The organism is Streptomyces sp. TLI_55 (assembly GCF_900206255.1).
GTDB lineage: Bacteria > Actinomycetota > Actinomycetes > Streptomycetales > Streptomycetaceae > Streptomyces > Streptomyces aquilus.
This window is the reverse complement of sequence record NZ_OAOJ01000001.1, coordinates 3,340,065-3,359,471: the sequence shown is the minus strand read 5'-3', so window position 1 is coordinate 3,359,471 and position 19,407 is coordinate 3,340,065. Positions and strand designations below refer to the sequence as shown.

Genomic DNA, 19,407 nt, shown 5'->3' with positions numbered 1-19,407 from the left:
GCAGACCACGCACATGACGATCCTGCAGCTGCGCCCCCGTACCGCCGTCATCCGCCCGGCCGGCCTGGTCGACGTACCGGCGGTGGTACGCCTGATCACCCCGCCGTCGCCCGCGCTCCGCTCGGGGGAGTGCCTGGCCGGCGACTGGGACCAGGCGCAGCGGGCCATGCGCCTGCTGCTGGCTCACCACGCGCTGGAGGAGGGCCAGGTGTGGGTGGCCGAGCGCGCCGACGGTGAACTCCTCGCGGCCGCCGTCTGGATGCCGCCGGACGCCGGCGCCGAGCCCCCGCACGCCCGCCTGGGCACCCTGTTCGCCCGCGAACTCGACGTGCGCCCGCCCGAGAGCCCGCTTCTCCCGGCGGCCCTGAAGAAGGCCGGCCCCGCCGAACCGCACTGGACGGTCGTCACGGTCTGCGCCCAGGACGACACGGAGGCCTGGGAGCCGGCCCTGGTCGCCGATCTCCTCGCCCCCGGCCTCGCCGAGGTGGACGCGGAGACCGCCACGGCGGTGGCCCTCACCCTCGCGGCCCGCCACACCGACCAACTGCGCTCCCTGGGCTTCCGCCACCCGCGGCACGTCCCTCTGACGCCGGGCCTCGGCGTCTGGCAGACGACGCGCCACCCGGAGCAGCTCCTGGCGGCCTGACGTACGTCGTCCGACAGTTCCCCACCAAACTCGGCCACCGCGAACCCATAGGAGACGCAGGCCACTTCCACGACGCCGGTCACATCCTCCAGCCCGTCCGGCGTTTGAGGACGAGGCCCGTTCAGGGCCGAAGCGGGGGGCTGGGGGCGGCAGCCCCCGGAGTCACGGCACCTTGACGTCGGTCACCCTGCCGCCTACGACGCCATCAACCCCGCGGCCCCCCAGTGGACCCCCGCACCATCAACTCCCCCCGAATCACCGCAATCCCCCCGGGCGGCGGCTCCTCCCGCCCCATCGCGATCCGCCCCGCCCGAGCCCCCGCCTCCGCCAGCGGCAACCGCACCGTCGTCAGCGCCGGCACCGCGTCGATGCTGAACGGCAGGTCATCGAACCCGGCGACCGACACGTCGTCCGGAATCCGCAGCCCCGAGTCCCGCAGCGCCGCGCACGCCCCCAGCGCGACGGAGTCGTTCGCCGCGACCACCGCCGTGAGCGACGGGTCGCGCCGCAGCAGCTCCAGCGTCGCCTCGTACCCGGCCCGCCGGTCGTACGGCCCGTGCACGGTCCACCGCGGGTCCTCCTCGATCCCCGCGTCGGCGAGCGCGGCCCGGTGCCCCTCCAGCCGGTGCCGGGTGGTCGTCCGCTCCTCCGGGCCCGCGATGTACCCGAGCCGCCGGTGACCGAGCCCGATCAGATGCTCGGTGAGCTCCCGCCCGCCCCCACGGTTGTCGAAGGTCAGCGCGATCGCCGACGTGTCCGGCACCGCGGGTCGCCCGCACAGCACCACCCGCGTCCCCGCCTCGCCCAGCTTCCGCAGCTTCGCCGCCACGGCCGCCGCGTGCGGCGCGTCCTCGACGGCGCCACCGGTCAGCACGACGGCCGCCGCCCGCTGCCGCTGGAGCAGCGTCAGATAGGTCAGCTCACGCTCCGGGGAGCCGCCCGTGTTGCAGGTCACGGCGAGGCGCTCACCACCCGCGCGCCCGCCCGGGCCGCCGATCTCCGACTGGATCGCGCTCGCCATGATCCCGAAGAAGGGGTCGGCGATGTCGTTGACGAGAATCCCCACCAGGTCGGACGTGGCCGCGGCCAGCGCGCTCGCCGGTCCGTTCAGCACGTAGTCCAGCTCGTCCACGGCGCGCAGCACCCGCTCGCGGGTGGAAGCGGCCACGGGATAATTCCCGTTCAGCACGCGCGACACCGTCGCGGGCGAGACCTGTGCGCGCGCCGCCACGTCCGCCAGGGTCACCGTCATCTCGTCGTCCTCCGGTCGCGCATCTCAGTCGTACCTCGTTGTACACGCACAGGCGCAAGGCATTGGTTTCGTACGGGCCGCACGGCCCCGCAGGCCGCACGGCCCCGCAGGCCGCACGGCCCCGCAGGCCGCACGGCCCCGCAGGCCGCACGGCCCCAGGGCACGCAGCCACCCGGGCCACGGAGCCCCCAGGGCCACACAACCTCCCAGACCTTAAGGCCCCCGACCCCCGTTGTTCGCCCCCTCGAACAACTCAACCCCGTCACGGTCTTGTCCAGACCGCTGGTCAGAGGCTAGCTTCTTCGTAGATAGAAAGCGCTTGCTGTATCGCTCACCAGTCGAGGCGTACGCGGCGCGCACAACCGCGTACGGAATGCGCAGTGAACGCTGCGTACGACGCCTACGAAGGGACCGACGTGACACGCAAGACGGTGCGGATCGCCATGAACGGCGTGACCGGACGCATGGGCTACCGCCAGCACCTGGTCCGCTCCATCCTGGCCCTCCGCGAGCAGGGCGGCCTCGACCTCGGCGACGGCACCGTGCTGTGGCCGGAGCCGATCCTGGTCGGCCGCCGCGAGCACGCGCTGAAGGCGCTCGCGGAGAAGCACGGTCTGGAGCACTGGGCGACCGACGTGGACGAGGTCCTCGCCGACCCGACCGTCGACATCTTCTTCGACGCCGCGATGACCTCGGGCCGCGAGGAGGTCCTCAAGAAGGCCATCGCCGCGGGCAAGCACGTCTACACCGAGAAGCCCACCGCGGTCGGCCTCGACGGCGCCGTCGAGCTGGCCCGGCTGGCGCGCGAGGCGGGCGTCAAGTCCGGTGTCGTGCAGGACAAGCTGTTCCTGCCGGGCCTCCTCAAGCTCAAGCGGCTCATCGACGGCGGCTTCTTCGGCCGGATCCTGTCCGTGCGCGGCGAGTTCGGTTACTGGGTCTTCGAGGGTGACTGGCAGGAGGCCCAGCGCCCGTCGTGGAACTACCGCGCGGAGGACGGCGGCGGCATCGTCGTCGACATGTTCCCGCACTGGGAGTACGTCCTGCACGAGCTGTTCGGCCGCGTGACCTCGGTGAACGCGCTGGCCACCACGCACGTCCCGACCCGCTGGGACGAGGACGGCAAGCCCTACGCCGCCACCGCCGACGACTCCGCGTACGGCATCTTCGAGATCGAGGGCGGTGTCGTCGCCCAGATCAACTCCAGCTGGGACGTGCGCGTCAACCGCGACGAGCTGGTCGAGTTCCAGGTGGACGGCACGGAGGGCTCGGCGGTCGCCGGTCTGCGCAACTGCCGTGTCCAGCACCGCAGCGCGACGCCGAAGCCGGTCTGGAACCCCGACCTGCCCGCCACCTACTCCTTCCGCGACCAGTGGCAGGAGGTCCCGGACAACGCCGAGTTCGACAACGGCTTCAAGGCCCAGTGGGAGCTGTTCCTCAAGCACGTCTACGCCGACGCCCCCTACCACTGGGACCTCCTCGCCGGCGCCCGCGGCGTCCAGCTCGCCGAGCTGGGCCTGAGGTCCTCGGCGGAGGGCCGCCGTCTCGACGTACCGGAGATTTCGCTGTGACGATCCAACTCCCCGACTTCAAGGGCGGCTTGAGGGCATACGAGCCCCGCACCGAGCCGCTCCCGGTGAAGACCGGCACGCCTTTCACCTCCCGTACGGTCTTCTCGGCGGCGCACGTGGTGGCAGACCCGTTCGCGGATGTGTCGCCCGACTCCCCGGCCGCCGTCGACTGGGACGCCACCCTCGCCTTCCGCCGCCACCTGTGGTCCCACGGCCTCGGTGTGGCGGAGGCGATGGACACCGCCCAGCGCGGCATGGGCCTGGACTGGGCGGGCGCGGCGGAGCTGATCCGCCGCAGCGCCGCCGAGGCGAAGTCCGTCGGCGGCCTGATCGCCTGCGGCGTCGGCACCGACCAGCTCACCGGCCCGGCGACCCTGGCCGAGGTCCGGGCGGCCTACGAGGAGCAGCTCGCCCTCGTGGAGGAGTCCGGCGCGCAGGCCATCCTGATGGCCTCCCGCGCCCTCGCCGCGGCGGCCTCCGGCCCCGAGGACTACCTGGAGATCTACGGCCATCTGCTCCGCCAGGCGTCCGAGCCGGTGATCCTGCACTGGCTGGGCCCGATGTTCGACCCGGCGCTGGAGGGCTACTGGGGCTCGTCCGACCTGGACGCGGCGACCGGCACCTTCCTGGAGGTCATCGCCGCGCACCCCGACAAGGTCGACGGCATCAAGGTCTCCCTCCTGGAGGCCGGACGCGAGATCGACATCCGCCGCCGCCTCCCGCAGGGCGTCCGCTGCTACACCGGCGACGACTTCAACTACCCCGAGCTGATCGCGGGCGACGAGAAGGGCTTCAGCCACGCCCTGCTCGGCATCTTCGACCCGCTGGGCCCGCTGGCGGCGGAGGCGGTACGGGTCCTGGACACGGGTGACGCGCAGGGCTTCAGGGCGTTGCTGGACCCCACGGTCGAGCTGTCCCGCCACCTCTTCCAGACCCCCACCCGCTTCTACAAGACGGGCGTGGTGTTCCTCGCGTGGCTGGCGGGCCACCAGAGTCACTTCACGATGGTCGGCGGCCTCCAGTCGGCCCGCTCCCTCCCGCACTTCACCCGCGCCTACGAACTGGCGGACGGCCTGGGCCTGTTCCCGGACCCGAAGCTGGCGGAGGAGCGCATGAAGACCCTGCTGAGCCTGTACGGGGTGAACCAGTGACCGGCGACCTCTCCCGCTTCTCCATCAACCAGATGACGGTCAAGCAGCTGTCCATGCCGGAACTGGTCGACGCCTGCGGCGAGTTGGGCGTGCTCAACGTCGGCCTGTGGCGAGAGCCGGTCCAGTCGTACGGCGTCGAGGCGACCGCCAAACTGATCCGCGACGCGGGCCTGACCGTCACCACCCTCTGCCGGGGCGGCTTCTTCACGGCCATCGACCCGGCGGAGCGCACCGCGGCCCTGGCGGACAACCGCCGCGCGATCGACGAGGCGGCGACGCTGGGCACCGACACCCTGGTCCTGGTCTCCGGCGGCCTGCCCGCGGGCTCGAAGGACCTGCACGGCGCCCGGGAGCGCATCGCCGACGCCCTCGCCGAACTGGGCCCGTACGCCGAGCAGCACGGCGTACGCCTGGCCATCGAGCCCCTGCACCCGATGTACGCCTCGGACCGCTGCGTGGTCTCCACCCTCGCCCAGGCCCTGGACCTCGCCGAACGCTTCCCGGCCCACCAGGTCGGCGTCACGGTCGACACGTACCACATCTGGTGGGACGACAACGCCCCCGCCCAGATCGCCCGCGCGGGCGCCACGGGCCGCATCCACACCTTCCAACTCGCCGACTGGACCACCCCGTTGCCCGAGGGCGTCCTCAACGGCCGCGGCCAGATCGGCGACGGCGCGATCGACATGCGCGAGTGGCAGGGCCATGTCGAGGCGGCCGGCTACACCGGCGCGATCGAGGTGGAACTGTTCAACGACGCGCTGTGGGCCCGGGACGGCCGTGAGGTGCTGGCGGAGACGGCGGCACGGTTCGTGGCGCACACGGCGTAGAAGGACGGGCCTCGACGACCCGCACCCGGTGCCTGAGCGCCGCTAGAGCGGTTCGGTAAAAATTTCTCGAGAAACCGTACAACCCTCCCCCCACCTGCCGAGTCGTACTTGGCATCAGGACTTCTGGGGAGGGGATCTGGGGGGATCGCGGGGTTCTGATCTGGAGGGGGAAAAGCCGAGGGGGCCTGGTCGACGGACCGGGCCCCCTCGAAGCATTCAGCGCGAGATCAACGGGTTCAGAAGAACACTCCGCAGCGCAGCAGCACATTCGCGTACGGCCGCGCCTCGCCCGTCCGTACGACCAGCCGCGCCCCCGCCGACAGCTCCTTGAGCCGTTCATGGGAGACGAACTCCAACCCGGTGAGGGAGTCGGCCAGCAGCTCCGCGGCCGCCGGGTTCGCCTCGCGCACCTCCGTCGCCGCCGTGGCCCCCTCCACCACCAGCTCCGCCAGCAGCCCGTCCAGCACCTCCGCGAAGGACGGCACCCCCGCCCGGAACGCGAGGTCCACCACCCGGGGCCCGTCGGGTATCGGCATGCCGGCGTCGCAGATCAGGACCCCGTCGCCGTGCCCCAACTCGGCCAGGGCGCCGGACAGATGACGGTTGAGGATGCCCGCCTTCTTCACAGCGCGTCGACCTCCTCCGCCGTCGGGAAGGACACCTGCGCCCCCTCCTTCGTCACGGCCGCCGCCCCGACCCGGGCCGCGTACGCCGCCGCCTCCTCCAGGGACGCCCCCGTGCCCAGCCGGTAGGCCAGCGCCGCCGTGAACGCGTCGCCCGCGCCGGTCGTGTCCACCGCGTCGACCTTGACCGACGCCACCCGCGAAACCCCGTCCTTGGACGCCACCAGCGCGCCCTCCGCGCCCAGGGTCACGACCACCGACCTCGGGCCCTTCGCCAGCAGGATGCGCGCCCAGTCCTCCGGGTCGTCCCCGATCGCCGCGTCGCCCAGGATGACCTTCGCCTCGTGCTCGTTGACGATCAGCGGGTCGCAGGCCGCCAGCAGTACGGCGGGCAGCGGGCGCGGCGGGGAGGGGTTCAGCACGAAACGGCTGTCCGGCGCCAGGCTCGACGCCACCGCCACGACCGTCTCCAGCGGGATCTCCAACTGCGCCGACACCACCCGGGAGACGTGGAACAGACTGCCCGCGGCCCGTACGTCCTCCGGCGTGAGACGGCCGTTGGCACCCGGCGACACCACGATGCTGTTGTCGCCCGACGGGTCCACCGTGATCAGCGCGACCCCCGTCGGCGCGCCGCCGACCAGCACGCCCACCGTGTCGACGCCGGCCGAGCGCAGCGAGTCCAGCAGCAGCCGGCCGTGCCCGTCGTCGCCGACCCGGGCCAGCAGGGCCGTGCTCGCGCCCAGCCGGGCGGCCGCGACGGCCTGGTTCGCGCCCTTGCCGCCCGGGTGGACGGCCAGGTCGGAGCCGAGCACGGTCTCCCCGGCCGCCGGCCGGCGCTCGACACCGATCACCAGGTCGGCGTTGGCCGACCCTACGACCAGGAGGTCGTAGTCGTACATGAAGTTGCTCCCCTAGTAAGTGACTTCGAGCGGGCGGCCCCCACAAGGCCCAAGGCACAGGGAACCGCCCACCCGCTCGTCTCAGCCCGCGAAGTCGGCCACGTTCTCCTTCGTGACCACCTTCACCGGCACCATCACCGACTTCTCCACCTTGCCGCCCTCGGCCACCTTCACCGCGTTCCGCACGGCGATCCTGCCCAGTTCCGCCGGCTGCTGTGCCACCGACGCGTACAGCGTGCCGGCCTTGACGGCGTTCAGGCCGTCCTCGGTTCCGTCGAAGCCGATGACCTGGACGGACTTCCCGGCCTTGGAGCCGAGCGCCTTGATCGCGCCGAGCGCCATCTCGTCGTTCTCGGCGAAGACACCGTCGATGTCCGGGTTGGCCTGAAGCAGGTTGGTCATGACGTCCAGGCCCTTGGTGCGGTCCCAGTCGGCGGGCTGCTTGGCGACCACCTCGATGCCCGGGTAGGCCTTGAGCCCCTCGGTGAAGCCGGCGCCGCGCTCCCGGCTGGCGGAGGTGCCGGCCTGGCCCTGGAGGACGACGATCTTCCCCTTGCCGCCCAGCTTCTCGGCGAGGTCCTTGGCGGCGAGCTTGCCGCCCGCCACGTTGTCGGAGGCGACGAGGGCGGCGGTGTCCGCGTTGTTGACGGCCCGGTCGACGGCGACCAGCGGGATGCCCGCCTTGTTGACGCCCTTCGCCGCCGGGGTCACCGCGTCGGAGTCGACGGCGTTGACGATGATCGTGCCGAGGCCCTCGCTGGTGAAGTTCTGCAGCTGGTTGGCCTGCTGCGAGGCGTCGTTCTGCGCGTCGGTGACCGTCAGGTCCACGCCCAGCTTCTTCGCCTCGGCCTGCGCACCGGCGCGGATCTGCACGAAGAACGGGTTGTTGAGGGTCGACAGCGACAGGCCGATCTTCTGGCTCTTCGCCTCCGAGGTGCCGCCGTGGAGGAGGGACGTGGCGCCGACGATGGCCGCCGCGACCACGGCCGCGAGTACATAGGTCGCCGCCTGCTTGCCCTTGTTGCCGCCCGTCCCGGCCGCGACCGGGGTCGCCCCCGCCTTGCGGCGGACCGTGTCGAGCAGCACCGCCAGCGCGATGACGACACCGATGACGACCTGCTGCCAGAACGCCGACACGGACAGCAGGTTGAGGCCGTTGCGGAGCACCGCGAGGATCAACGCACCGATCAGCGTCCCGGACGCCTTGCCCGTACCGCCGGCCAGCGACGCGCCGCCGATGACGACCGCCGCGATCGCGTCGAGCTCGTAGCCCTGCGCGGCCTGCGGCTGCGCGGAGGAGAGCCGGGCGGCCAGCACGACGCCGGCCGCGGCGGCGAACAGCCCCGAGAACGCGTAGATCGCGAGCTTCTGCTTCTTCACCCGCAGACCGGAGAGACGGGCCGCCTCCTCGTTGCCGCCGATCGCGTACATCGAACGCCCGATGTACGTCCGCCCGAGCACGAACGCCGTGATCAGACCCATGCCGACCATCACCAGCACGGGCACCGGCAGCCAGCCGCCGAGCGTGTCACCGAGGTGCGAGACGGAGGACGGGAACGCGATGGGCGAGCCCTGTGAGATCACCAGCGACAGACCGCGCGCCACCGACAGCATGGCGAGCGTCGCGATGAACGGCGGCAGTTTGCCGTACGAGATCAGGAAGCCGTTGACCAGACCGCACGCTATGCCGGTCGCGATCGCGAGCAGCACGGCCAGGACGACCGGCATGCCCTGCGACGTGGCGCTCCAGGCGAGGACGGTGGCCGACAGGGCGGCGACGGAGCCGACCGACAGGTCGATGCCCGCCGAGACGATCACGAAGGTCACACCGAAGGCGAGGATGGCGGTCACGGCCGCCTGGACGCCGACGTTCAGGAGGTTGTCGGTGGTCAGGAAGTCGCCGGACAGCGCCGACATCGCGATGACGAGGACGATCAGCGCGGTCAGCGCGCCGTTGTCGAGGAGCAGCCGGCGCAGCCCTGAGGCGCCCGTCGTGCTCTTGAGCGTGTCAGTGGCCACGGGGGGCCTCCTTCTCAAGCGTGGTGGGGTTGCTGACGGCGAGCGCCATCACGGCGTCCTGGGTGGCTTCCGCGGCCGGGAGTTCACCGGCGATCCGGCCCTGGGCCATGACCAGGACCCGGTCGCTCATGCCGAGGACCTCGGGCAGATCGCTGGAGATCATGAGCACGGCGGCGCCCTGGGCGGTCAGCTCGTTGATCAGCTGGTAGATCTCGACCTTCGCGCCGACGTCGATGCCGCGCGTCGGCTCGTCGAGGATCAGCACCTTGGTGTCGGCGAGCAGCCACTTGCCGATGACGACCTTCTGCTGGTTGCCGCCGGACAACGTCCGTACGTGCTGGCCGAGTCCGGCCATCCGCACGCCCAGCTGCCCGGCGATCCGGGCGGCGGCCTCCCGCTGCCCCCTGAGGTCGACGAGCCCCGCGCGCGTGGCCGAACGCAGCGTCACCAGACCGAGGTTTTCCTCGACGGACGCGTCCAGCACCAGGCCCTGGCCCTTGCGGTCCTCGGGGATCAGCCCGATGCCCGCCGCCATGGCCGCGTTGACGTCGTGCCGCCGCAGCGCGGCTCCGGCGACCTTCACCGCACCCTGGTCGTACGGGTCGGCGCCGAACACCGCGCGCACGACCTCCGTACGCCCGGCGCCGACCAGCCCCGCGATGCCGACGACCTCACCGGCGTGCACCTCGAAGGACACGTCGTGGAAGACACCGTCCCGGGTGAGCCCCTCGACGGTCAGCAACGCGGCGCCCTTCTCGGGCTGTTCGCGCGGGTACTGCTGCTCGATGGACCGCCCGACCATGAGCCGTACCAGCTCGTCCTCGGGAGTGGACGCGGGGACCTGCCCGACGGACTTGCCGTCCCGGATGACCGTGACCCGGTCGCCCAGGGCCGCGATCTCCTCCAGGTGATGCGTGATGAAGACGATCCCGACGCCGTCCTCGCGCAGCGTGCGCACGATCGCGAAGAGCTTCTCGACCTCCTCGGAGGTGAGCACGGCGGTCGGCTCGTCCATGATCAGCACGCGTGCGTCCAGGCTGAGCGCCTTGGCGATCTCGACCATCTGGAGGCGGGCGATGCCGAGTTCACGCACCCGCGCGCGGGGCGAGACGTGCACACCCACGCGCGCGAGCAGGACCTCGGCGTCGGCCTCCATCCGCTTCCGGTCGATCATGCCGAGGCGGCGCGGCTGGCGGCCCAGGAAGATGTTCTCGGCGACCGTCAGATCGGGGACGAGGTTGAACTCCTGGTAGATCGTGGCGATCCCGAGGCGCTCGGAGTCCTGGGCGCCATGGATGCGCACCTCCTCGCCGCCGGCCAGGATGCGGCCCTCGTCGGGCGTGTAGGCGCCGGAGAGCATCTTGATGAGGGTGCTCTTGCCCGCGCCGTTCTCACCGAGGAGGACGTGCACCTCGCCGCGGCGCAGGTCGAAGTCGACGCCGTCCAGCGCGACCACGCCCGGGAAGGTCTTCCGAATGCCCTCGATGCGCAGCAACTCGTCCGCGTTGCTCACGACTGGCTCCTGTTCTGTACGGGGGCCGGCTCGGGGAAAGCCGGCTGCTCGCCGCACGAGCGGCGTACGACGAGACGGGCGGGGAGGGTGACGGACTGCGGGGGCCGTCCCTCGATGCGGTCGACCAGGGCCCGCACGGCGGCCCGGCCCAGCTCGCCCGTCGGCTGGGCGACCGCGGTGATCGGCGGATCGGTGTGCACGAACCACGGGATGTCGTCGAACGCGGCGAGCGCGATGTCCCGCGGCACCCGCAGCCCCCGCGCGCGGATGGCGTCCAGTGCGCCCAGAGCCATCAGGTTGTCCGCCGCGAACACGACCTCGGGCGGCTCGGGCAGGTCGAGGAAGCCCTCGGTGACCCGCCGCCCGCTCTCGGCCTGGAAGTCGCCCTGCCCGATGTAGGCGTCGGGGAGTTCGAGCCCGTACTCGGCCAGGGCCTCCCTGAAGGCCTCCACGCGCTCGCGGCCGGTGGTGGTCGCCGCGGGGCCCGCGATGATCGCGAGCCGCCGGTGGCCGAGGGAGTGCAGATGCGCGACGAGGTCACGCACCGCACCCCGGCCGTCGGACCGCACCACCGGCACGTCCGTGCCCGGGATCCACCGGTCCACGAAGACCATCGGCGTCCCCGCGCGCGCGGCGTCCAGCATCAGCGGGGAGCCGCCGTCGGTGGGGGAGACCAGGAGGCCGTCGATACGGCGGTCCAGCAGGGTCCGTACGTGGTGGTCCTGGAGGTCGGGCCGCTCGTCGGCGTTGCCGATGATGACGCTGTAGCCGAGCGCGCGGGCCTCCTCCTCGACGGAGCGGGCCAGTTCGGTGAAGTACGGGTTGAGCACGTCGCTGATGACCAGGCCGAGGGTGCGGGTCTGGTCGGTGCGCAGCGAACGGGCGACGGCGTTCGGGCGGTAGCCCAGGGCCGCCACGGCGGCCAGCACGCGGGTCCGTGCGTCGGCGCTGACCGACGGATGGTCGTTCAGTACGCGCGACACCGTGGCGACGGACACTCCTGCCTCGGCGGCCACGTCCTTGATGCTCGCCATCGCCGTTCCACCTCCTTGTGGATCGATCGTGTGCAGCCGTGCGACCGGTTCATGGAATCGATTACATCGGCGTGTACGGAGGATTGGAATCGATTACACGCGGGTTAATCAAGCCCTCGGCCGACCTCTGAGACCGGATCGTGATGAAGGGCGCTCAGGTGAGCGGAACGGGCGCCCCGCTCAGGTCAACGGCAACCGCATGATCGTCAGGTCCAGCCACCGCCCGAACTTGATGCCGACCTCCCGGACCGTCCCCGCGTGCTCGAAGCCGTGCCGCTCGTGCAGCCGGATCGACGCGGCGTTCCCGGCCTCGATGCCGGCGACCATCACGTGGTGACCCGCGCCCCGGGCCGCGTCGATGACGGCGGCCAGCAGGGCGGAACCGATGCCCCGCCCGTGCCGCCCCTCGCGAACGTAGACCGAGTTCTCCACGGTGTGGCGGTAGCCCTCCTTCTCGCGCCAGGGCCCGTAGGCCGCGAAGCCCACCACCTCCCCGTCGGCCTCGGCGACGAACGCGGAACCGCGCTCCAGATGGGCGGCCAGCCAGTCCGCCCCCTCCGCGGCGGACAGCGTCCGGTCCGTCCACAGGGCCGTGGAGTGCTCGATCGCGTGATTGCGGATGTCCCGGACGGCCTCGGCGTCCCCGGGGAGCGCCGGACGCACGGTCACCCCGGTGGCGGCCCTCTCGTATATTGGATTCATGTCCAACATAGTAGATCCGCTGGTCCGCCAGATCGCCGCACGCGTGCGTGCCGAGCGCGAGCGCCGCCGCTGGACCCTGGCCCAGCTCGCCGAGGCCTCCGGCGTCTCCCAGGCGATGATCAGCCGGATCGAACGGGAGGAGAGCAGCCCCACGGCGGTCGTCCTCGGCAAGCTGTCGGCCGCGTTCCAGCTCAGCGTGTCCTCGCTGCTGGCGGGGGAGGGCGGGACCGAGACCGGCGAGGAGCGGGTGCGACGGCAGGCCGACGCGGCGGAATGGCGCGACCCGGAGACGGGCTACCGGCGCCGCCAGATCACCACCCCCCGCTTCCCCGCGGAGATCGCCGAGATCCGCCTGCCCGCCGGTGCCCAGGTCCCGTATCCCGCGGCGGCGTTCGCGTTCATCCGGCAGCTGGTGTGGGTCCTCGACGGCCGACTGACCTTCCACGAGGGCGACCTGGTGCACGAACTCCATGCGGGCGACACCATCGAACTCGGCGAACCGGCCCCGCGCACCTTCGTCAACAACACCGACACGGAGTGCCGTTACGTCGTCGTCCTGACCCGGCACCAGCAGCCGTGACCCGCACCGACACGTCCGTCCCGGCACCAGCGGCCGCGTCCCGTGGCCGTACCGCCCTCCTCGCCGCCACGGCCGGTACGGCGATAGCCAACAACTACGCCGTCCAGCCCGCGCTCACCGACATAGCCGCCGAGTTCGACGTCCCGCTCCAGGTGATCGGCCTCGTCCCGACCGCCGCGCTCCTCGGCTGCATGACCGGCTTCGTGCTGCTGCTCCCGCTGGCCGACCGGCTGCCGCCGAACTGCCTGATGGCAGGTCAACTGACCGCCCTCGCCGTCGCCTTGGGGCTGGCGGCGGCAGCCCCCGGCCCGACCGTGCTGCTCATGGCGTATCTGTTCGTCGGCGCGACCGCCGGGGTCGCCGCCCAGGCGGGCACGATCGCCGGCCGTCTCGCCCCACCCGGCCGCCGCACCGTCGCCGTCGCCACAGTGGCCGCCGGGATGTCGGCCGGCATCCTGCTCAGCCGGCTCGTCGGCGGCGCCCTGGCCGACGCCCTGGGCTGGCGGCGGATGCTGCTGGTGTGCGCCGCCCTGGTCCTGCTCTGCGCGCTCGCCGCCACGCGACTGCTCCCCGGCGAACGCCCACCCGCGCGCGGGCGCTACCTCGCCACCCTCGGCGCCCTGCCCCTCCTCCTGCGCCAACATCCGCCCCTGCGCCGGGCGGTGGCCGCCGGAGGCCTGTGGTACCTCGCCTTCAACCTCGTCTGGGTCGCCCTGGCCCTGGCCCTGGGCCGCCCTCCGCACTCCCTCGACGCCACCGAGATCGGTCTCTACAGCCTGGCCGGCCTCCTCGGCTTCATCGCCCTGCCCCTGACCGGACGCCTGGCCGACCGCCACAGCCCCCGTACGGTGATCACGGCCTCGCTGCTGATCGCCGCGTCCGGCGCCGCCCTGCTCGCCACGGGGCTGGACCATCCCTGGGTCACCCTCACCGGCCTGGCCCTCTTCGACGCCGGGGCGTTCGCCGCCCAGGCCGCCAACCAGAGCCGGATCATGTCCCTCGACCCCGACCGGAGCTCCAGCCTGATCAGCGTCTACCTGGTCCTGTACTTCACCGTCGGAGCCGCCGGTACGACGATGGCGGCGCCGTTGCTCGAAGCCGTCGGCTGGACCGGCACCGCGCTCACGGCGCTCGCCGCGCTGGCGGCCGCCGCCGGCGTCGTGCTCACCGGGGACAAGAGGCCCGCCGCCTAGCCGTCCGATCGTGCTGTACGCGCCCCCCACGCGCGGGCGACGCGCTCCGCCACGCTGTACGCGTCGGCCGCGTGCCGCTCCTCGCCGAGGAACCGGTACAGGTCCCCGAGGGCCAGGGCGAGGGGACGCGTGGCGTAGGCCCCGCCGGCCGTGCCGGCGAACTGCTCCCGCAGGGGCAGCAGATGGCCGATCAGCATGTGGGCGGCCTCCCGGTCGCCCAGCAGGACCGCGAGTTGGCTGCGGTAGTCGAGCTCCAGGCCGTAGAGATGGTCCGTCACCGGCCGCGCTGGGAACTCCACGGCCCGAGCCTCCTCCAGTCGTCCCAGCCGGGCGAGGACGAGCGCGAGGGCCACGGCGACGGGGGCGCCGACCGCCGCGTGGACGGCACGGACGTCGGCCTCGATGTCCGCCTCGCGGCCCTGCGTGATCCGGATCGTCCACAGGCCCAGCGTGCGCGGCCCCGTGGCGTGCTGCGTGCCGACCCGCTGGAAGAGCCCCTCGGCCTCGGCGTACCAGGCCTCCGCCTCCTCGAACCGGCCGGCGACCGCGGCCAGCATGGCCGAGGTGGCGACGTTGATGCCCTGCGCCCAGCGCATCCGGTAGCGGCGGGCGAGTTCCAGTCCGGCGGCGGTGTGCCGGCGTACCGCGTCCGGGTCGTTGCGGGTCGCGGCCGTCAGCCCGTCGAGATGTTCGCAGACCCAGCGGTGGGCGGGCAGGTCGTGGGCCCGGGCCAGCTCGCGCAGCTCGGCGACGAGCGGGGTGCGGGCCGTGCCCTGTGTCTCGTGCGGCAGCACCCGCGCGGACGTCATCAACGCCGAGGCCAGCAGCCGGGGTTCGCCGTCGGCGCGGGCCAGCGCAAGCTGGCTGCGTGCCGCGTCGAGGGCCCGCGGAGCGTCCTCGCTCGCCACCGCGTCGGCCAGCACCTGGAGCACGCGCGCGCGGGTCGGGCCGTCCAGCGCGGGGTCACGCGCGAGCCGCTCCAGATGGGCCAGGTCGGTCCGGTCCACGAAGCCCTCCAGGCGGCTGCGCCAGGGGGAGGGTTCGGTCCAGCCGCCGTAGACCGCCGCGGCGAGGTCGTCCCGGCCCGCCCGTACGGCCAGGTCGACCGCCCGCCCCCGGGTGCGCCGGGCGGCGTCGGTGGCACCGGCCCGCACCTGCGCGCCTAGCAGCCGCACCAGCAGCGCGACGGTGCCGTCCGGATCGTCCTCGGGATCGGCGGTCGCCGCGGTGTGCGCCTCCAGCGCCTGCTCGATCAGCCCTACGGCCACGTCGTGGGCGTACCGCCGCTCGGCCCGTTCGGCGGCCCGCAGCGCGTAGTCGACGGCCAGCGGAGCGTTCGCCGTACGGCCGGAACGGGCGAAGTGGTGGGCCAGCGCGGCGAGATCGTCGGGGCGGTGGCGGCGCAGTTCGACGGCGATCCGGTCGTGCAGGCGGGCCCGCCGGGTGCCGGACAGGTCCGTGTAGACGGTGTCGCGGACCAGCGCGTGCACGAACCGCACCCGCCCCGGCCCCGGCTCGGTCAGCAGATCCGCGGCGACGGCCGCGTCGAGCCCCGCCAGCACGGCCTCCTCGTCCGCCTCGGCCGCGTCCGCGAGCAGCGCCACGTCGGACTCCAGCCCCGCCACCGCCGCGAGCCGCACCGCCGTGAGCGCTTCGGCGGGCAGCAGGGCGAGCCGCCTGCGCAGCACGTCCCGCACGCCTTGCGGCACCTCGGACACGGCGACCAGGGCGCCCTCGTCGGCCAGCAGACGCGCGCTCTCCCACACGTAGAACGGGTTGCCGCCGGTGCGCTCGGCGAGCGCCGTCACCGTGGCCGCGTCCACGGGCCCGCCGCGGACGGCGGTGACGACGGTGGCGATGTCCCGCGCGGACAGGCCACCGAGGGTGATCCGGTGCGGGAACCGGGGCGCGAGGTGGGCCAGGCTCTTGGCCAGATGCCCGTTCACCTCGGCCGGCCGGTAGCAGGCGACGGTGAGCAGCGGCACTCCGGTGATCGCGGCGGCCGCTTCGAGCAGGGCGAGGGTCGGCCCGTCGGCGCGGTGCAGATCCTCCAGGACGACGGCGACCGGCCGCCCGGCAGCCGCGTCCCGCAGCCAGCCGGCGAAGGCCCGGTGCAGCCGGAAGCGGCCGGCGGTGGCCTCGTCGCGGGTGGCGGGGGCGGTGCTGGAGAGGGTGGTGGGTGGCGGGGCCGGGGTGGCGGGGGTGGTTGTGGCGCTCCCTGGGTTCCTGTTCGCGATGGTGCCGGTCGCGGTCGTGGTGCCGTCCGCGTCCCTGTTCGTCACGGCGTCGGTCCCGGTCGTGGTGCCGTCCGAGCCCGTGCGCGTCAGGGCGTCGGTCGCCGCGGGCGTGCCGTCGGATTCGCGCAGGAGGGCCGCCAGTTCCTCCGGGCGCGTGGGGGGTGCCGTCCGGGCGAGTGCGCCGAGTGCCTCGGTCCAGGCCCAGGCCGGCGGCGCGCCCTCGTCCTCCGGGCAGCGGCCGACGACCACGGTCCAGCCTCTGCCGCGCAGGCGCTCGGTGAACCGGGCGAGCAGGGCGGACTTGCCCGCCCCCGCCTCGCCGGTGACCAGCACCATGCCACCCGTGCGCCGGGCCGCCTGCGCGGCGCCGTCCAGGGCCCGCAACTCCTCGCTCCGGCCGACGAAGAGGTCGTGACCGCCGCGGGGCGGTGGTGCGGCCGGGCCGGGCAGGGCCGCCCCCGCGCGTGCCGGTGCCGGTGACGGGGCCGGTACGGGCACCGGCTGCCGCGCTGCCGGTACCGCCGCCCGCAGGACGTCCAGCTTCTGGGCGAGGACGGCGTGTTCCAGCTCGGCCAGGGCCGGTGAGGGGTCGCAGCCGAGTTCGTCGCGCAGGACCGCGCGGGCCCGGCGCAGCGCCGCGAGCGCGTCGGCGCGCCGGCCGCCGGCCCAGTGGGCGAGCGCCAGCAGCCGCCACCCCTCCTCGCGCAGCGGCCGGTCGCGGACCATGGCCTCGGCGGCGAGGGTGGCCTCGGCGGTGTGCCCGGTGCGCAGACCGGCGGCGACGGCGAGTTCGTGGGCCTCCGCGCACAGCGCGTTCAGTCGGGCCGCCTCGGGCACCGCCCAGGTCTCGTCCGCGTGCTCCAGGAACGGGGGCCCCTGCCACCAGCGCAGGGCCTCGGTCAGCAGCTCCCGGGCCTGCGCCGCGGGCGCGCGCCGGGCCCGGCTCACCCAGGACTCGAAGCGCCAGGCGTCCACGGTGTCCTCCGGCAGCCGCACGGCGTAGCCGGGAGCGGCGGAGACCAGCACGGAGGCGGGTGCGCGGGGCGGCCGCCCGGGTTCGAGCAGACGGCGCAGGTTCGACACGTACGACTGGAGGGACACCGTCGCCTTGGCCGGCGGCGCCCCGCGCCACAGCTCGTCCACCATGCGGTCGACGGACGTCACCCGGCCGCGAGCGGCGATGAGGAGGGCGAGGACGGCCCGCTGCCGCGGGGGCCCCAACTCCACCGGGGCGCCCGCGACATCGGCACCCAGGGGACCCAGGACTCTGATGGACAGCATGCCGCCGCAATGTAGTCGAGCCCTGTGCGTGCACCGTCAACAGGTGCTAAACGCGCTGGTCAGGCAGCACATCGGCAGCGGAGTCGAGGGGCTCCAAGCGGACTCCATGTCACCGCCAAGCGGGCGCCGCGAGCGTGGTCACCGTCTGTATCCGAACGTCGAAGGACACCTGCGTGACCCCCAACTCCACACCGCCCGGTCTTCCCGCCGGCGGCCGCCCTCACACTCACGAGATGGTCGTGGTGCACCGCGTCTTCCGCCGGGAGTCCGCGCTGCTGCCCCGCCTGGTCCGTGCCGTGCCGGACGGCGCGTCGGCCCGGGCCGGTGAGGTCGCGGCGTATCTGGACGACTACGTGATGGGGCTGCACCATCACCACGCCCTGGAGGACGAACTGATCTGGCCCCTGCTGCGGGAGCGGGCCGCCGCGCAGGACGACCTGGTGGCCCGCATGGAGGACCAGCACGGCCACATAGACCGGACCCTGGCCGCCGTAGGGGAGTGGGCACCCCAGTGGCGGGGCTCGGCCGACAGCGTCGCCGGGCAGGAGCTCGCCCTGGCGCTGGAGGAACACCGGCTCGCCCTCCTCGACCACCTGGACGACGAGGAGAAGCTGGTCCTTCCGCTGGTCGCGGAGCATCTGACGGTCGCCGAGTGGGACGAGGTGGGCCGCCGCGGGCTGGAGACCCTCCCGAAGAGCAAGGTGATGCTGGCCCTCGGCGCGATCCTGGAGGACGCCACGGAGGACGAGCGGGCCTACTTCCTGGGCCGGGCACCGCTGCTGGGACGGCTGATGTGGCGGTGGGTGGGGCGGCGGCAGTACGCCGCGTCCTGCCAGGCCATGCGGGCCCCGCTGGCCGGGGGGACGGCACGGTGACCGTACTCGACTCCGCCCCGACGGCCGTCCTGGACGCCTACCGCACCTGCGAGTTCGTCACCCTGGGCCGGGACGGGACCCCGCTCGCCTGGCCGACGGCGGTGTGGCGCCGCGAGGACGGGACGCTGGTGCTGACCACGTCCCTCGCCTTCGCGCAGAAGGCGCTAAACATCCGCCGGGACGGCCGCGTCGCGCTGCTCTTCTCCGATCCCACCGGCAGCGGCCTCACCGACGCCCCGGAGATCTTCGTCGGCGGCAGCGCCGAGTGCCCCGACGACATCAGGACGGGGCCGCAGGGCCTCGACGACTACTGGCGGATGCTCTTCGAGCGGCAGCCGCACAGCCGGTCGTATCTCTCGCGTCCGATGCGGCGGCTGATGGACTGGTACTACCTGCGGCTCGTCATCACCGTCACCCCGGAACAGCTGATCGTGCGCTCCGCCGGGGCGCCCCCCTTGCTGAAGGTGTCCGCCGGGCCGGACGGCCCGCCGTCGCCCGGCGCGGCGCAGCTCGCCCGCCATGCCACGGCGGTCCTCGCCGCCCGCGACGCCTCGGGGGCGCCCGCACTGGCCCGCACCCGGACCGCGCCCACGGTGGGCGGCTTCGCGGTGAGTCCGCCGGACGACCACGTGATGGTGTCCGGCCCCGCCTCGCTGCTGGTGCACCGGCACGACGAGAAGCTCAACCGGATGCGGAACGCGTTGGTCCGCGGCGAGTTGAGGCAGACCGACGACGGTTGGCTTCTCGTGCCCGGCAAGGTGCTGGAGCCGATGGGCTCGGGACGGCCGAGCGACGCGGTACGAGTCCTGCGCCACACCCAGCGGGCGACCGACCGCTATCTGAACCGCCGTGGCCTGACCCGGCCCCCGGTGGAGTGGGACCGCTTCCGCGCGCTCGCCGAGTCCGCCCGCCGACCCGGCACCGCGGACGCGGACAGGCTGCGCAACACCCTCCAGGCCCCGCACCACTAGCCCCGTCTGTGGACAACCCCGGTCGATGTC

16 protein-coding genes are annotated in these 19,407 nt (G+C 73.3%); 8 read left to right on the top strand and 8 right to left on the bottom strand.

Going from position 1 to position 19,407, the window contains the following annotated elements; all coding sequences use genetic code 11:
- Positions 1–13: 13 nt before the first annotated feature.
- Positions 14–646, top strand: a complete 633-nt coding sequence (locus CRP56_RS15495) for a hypothetical protein (protein WP_097264372.1) — start codon at positions 14–16, stop codon at positions 644–646.
- Positions 647–851: 205 nt separating this feature from the next.
- On the opposite strand, the gene CRP56_RS15490 is transcribed toward CRP56_RS15495, so the two are convergent.
- Positions 852–1,898 (bottom strand): LacI family DNA-binding transcriptional regulator, encoded by a 1,047-nt coding sequence (locus tag CRP56_RS15490; protein WP_097264370.1) that lies wholly within the window; start codon positions 1,896–1,898, stop codon positions 852–854.
- A 416-nt stretch (positions 1,899–2,314) separates the two neighbouring features.
- Here CRP56_RS15490 and CRP56_RS15485 point away from each other — a divergent pair, with 416 nt between their 5' ends.
- The 3 genes from CRP56_RS15485 to CRP56_RS15475 are packed head-to-tail and all read left to right on the top strand — an operon-like array spanning position 2,315 to position 5,447.
- Entirely contained in the window at positions 2,315–3,466 is a 1,152-nt protein-coding gene (locus CRP56_RS15485) for a Gfo/Idh/MocA family protein (protein ID WP_097274085.1), read from the top strand.
- Positions 3,463–4,617 carry a dihydrodipicolinate synthase family protein gene (locus CRP56_RS15480; protein WP_097264368.1) on the top strand — a complete coding sequence of 385 codons (1,155 nt, stop codon included), beginning with the start codon at positions 3,463–3,465 and terminating at the stop codon, positions 4,615–4,617. The genes CRP56_RS15485 and CRP56_RS15480 overlap by 4 nt, the downstream gene beginning before the upstream one ends.
- A gap of 32 nt (positions 4,618–4,649) precedes the next feature.
- Entirely contained in the window at positions 4,650–5,447 is a 798-nt protein-coding gene (locus CRP56_RS15475; protein WP_097274083.1) for a sugar phosphate isomerase/epimerase family protein, read from the top strand.
- Between the two features lie 236 nt (positions 5,448–5,683).
- Here CRP56_RS15475 and rbsD read toward each other — a convergent pair whose 3' ends face one another.
- From rbsD to CRP56_RS15445, 6 genes are all read right to left on the bottom strand, one after another.
- A complete protein-coding gene (gene rbsD / locus CRP56_RS15470; protein WP_097264366.1) occupies positions 5,684–6,073 on the bottom strand; it encodes a D-ribose pyranase in 390 nt (129 codons plus the stop codon).
- Positions 6,070–6,972, bottom strand: a complete 903-nt coding sequence (locus CRP56_RS15465; RefSeq protein ID WP_097264363.1) for a ribokinase — start codon at positions 6,970–6,972, stop codon at positions 6,070–6,072. The genes rbsD and CRP56_RS15465 overlap by 4 nt, the downstream gene beginning before the upstream one ends.
- Before the next feature lie 81 nt (positions 6,973–7,053).
- Entirely contained in the window at positions 7,054–8,991 is a 1,938-nt protein-coding gene (locus CRP56_RS15460; RefSeq protein WP_097264361.1) for an ABC transporter permease/substrate-binding protein, read from the bottom strand.
- Entirely contained in the window at positions 8,981–10,504 is a 1,524-nt protein-coding gene (locus CRP56_RS15455; protein WP_097264359.1) for a sugar ABC transporter ATP-binding protein, read from the bottom strand. Before CRP56_RS15455 ends, CRP56_RS15460 begins: the two co-directional genes overlap by 11 nt.
- The gene (locus CRP56_RS15450; RefSeq protein WP_097264357.1) at positions 10,501–11,538 is read right to left on the bottom strand and encodes a LacI family DNA-binding transcriptional regulator; all 1,038 of its coding nucleotides are present in this window, start codon (positions 11,536–11,538) and stop codon (positions 10,501–10,503) included. Before CRP56_RS15450 ends, CRP56_RS15455 begins: the two co-directional genes overlap by 4 nt.
- A 180-nt stretch (positions 11,539–11,718) precedes the next feature.
- Entirely contained in the window at positions 11,719–12,240 is a 522-nt protein-coding gene (locus CRP56_RS15445; RefSeq protein ID WP_097264354.1) for a GNAT family N-acetyltransferase, read from the bottom strand.
- Between CRP56_RS15445 and CRP56_RS15440 the strand changes: the two genes are divergently transcribed.
- Both CRP56_RS15440 and CRP56_RS15435 read left to right on the top strand, forming a co-directional pair.
- Positions 12,239–12,820: a helix-turn-helix domain-containing protein gene (locus tag CRP56_RS15440; protein ID WP_097264352.1), complete on the top strand. Its 582-nt coding sequence runs from the start codon at positions 12,239–12,241 to the stop codon at positions 12,818–12,820. The two genes, CRP56_RS15445 and CRP56_RS15440, sit on opposite strands and share 2 nt — an antisense overlap.
- Positions 12,817–14,013, top strand: coding sequence for an MFS transporter (locus CRP56_RS15435; RefSeq protein WP_097264350.1), 1,197 nt, complete (start codon positions 12,817–12,819; stop codon positions 14,011–14,013). The genes CRP56_RS15440 and CRP56_RS15435 overlap by 4 nt, the downstream gene beginning before the upstream one ends.
- Here CRP56_RS15435 and CRP56_RS15430 read toward each other — a convergent pair.
- Positions 14,010–17,531: an ATP-binding protein gene (locus CRP56_RS15430; RefSeq protein ID WP_097264347.1), complete on the bottom strand. Its 3,522-nt coding sequence runs from the start codon at positions 17,529–17,531 to the stop codon at positions 14,010–14,012. The two genes, CRP56_RS15435 and CRP56_RS15430, sit on opposite strands and share 4 nt — an antisense overlap.
- 173 nt (positions 17,532–17,704) lie before the next feature.
- Here CRP56_RS15430 and CRP56_RS15425 point away from each other — a divergent pair, with 173 nt between their 5' ends.
- Both CRP56_RS15425 and CRP56_RS15420 read left to right on the top strand, forming a co-directional pair.
- Positions 17,705–18,406 (top strand): hemerythrin domain-containing protein, encoded by a 702-nt coding sequence (locus tag CRP56_RS15425; protein WP_257040789.1) that lies wholly within the window; start codon positions 17,705–17,707, stop codon positions 18,404–18,406.
- Positions 18,403–19,377 carry a pyridoxamine 5'-phosphate oxidase family protein gene (locus tag CRP56_RS15420; RefSeq protein ID WP_097264342.1) on the top strand — a complete coding sequence of 325 codons (975 nt, stop codon included), beginning with the start codon at positions 18,403–18,405 and terminating at the stop codon, positions 19,375–19,377. The genes CRP56_RS15425 and CRP56_RS15420 overlap by 4 nt, the downstream gene beginning before the upstream one ends.
- The last annotated feature ends 30 nt before the right edge of the window (positions 19,378–19,407 follow it).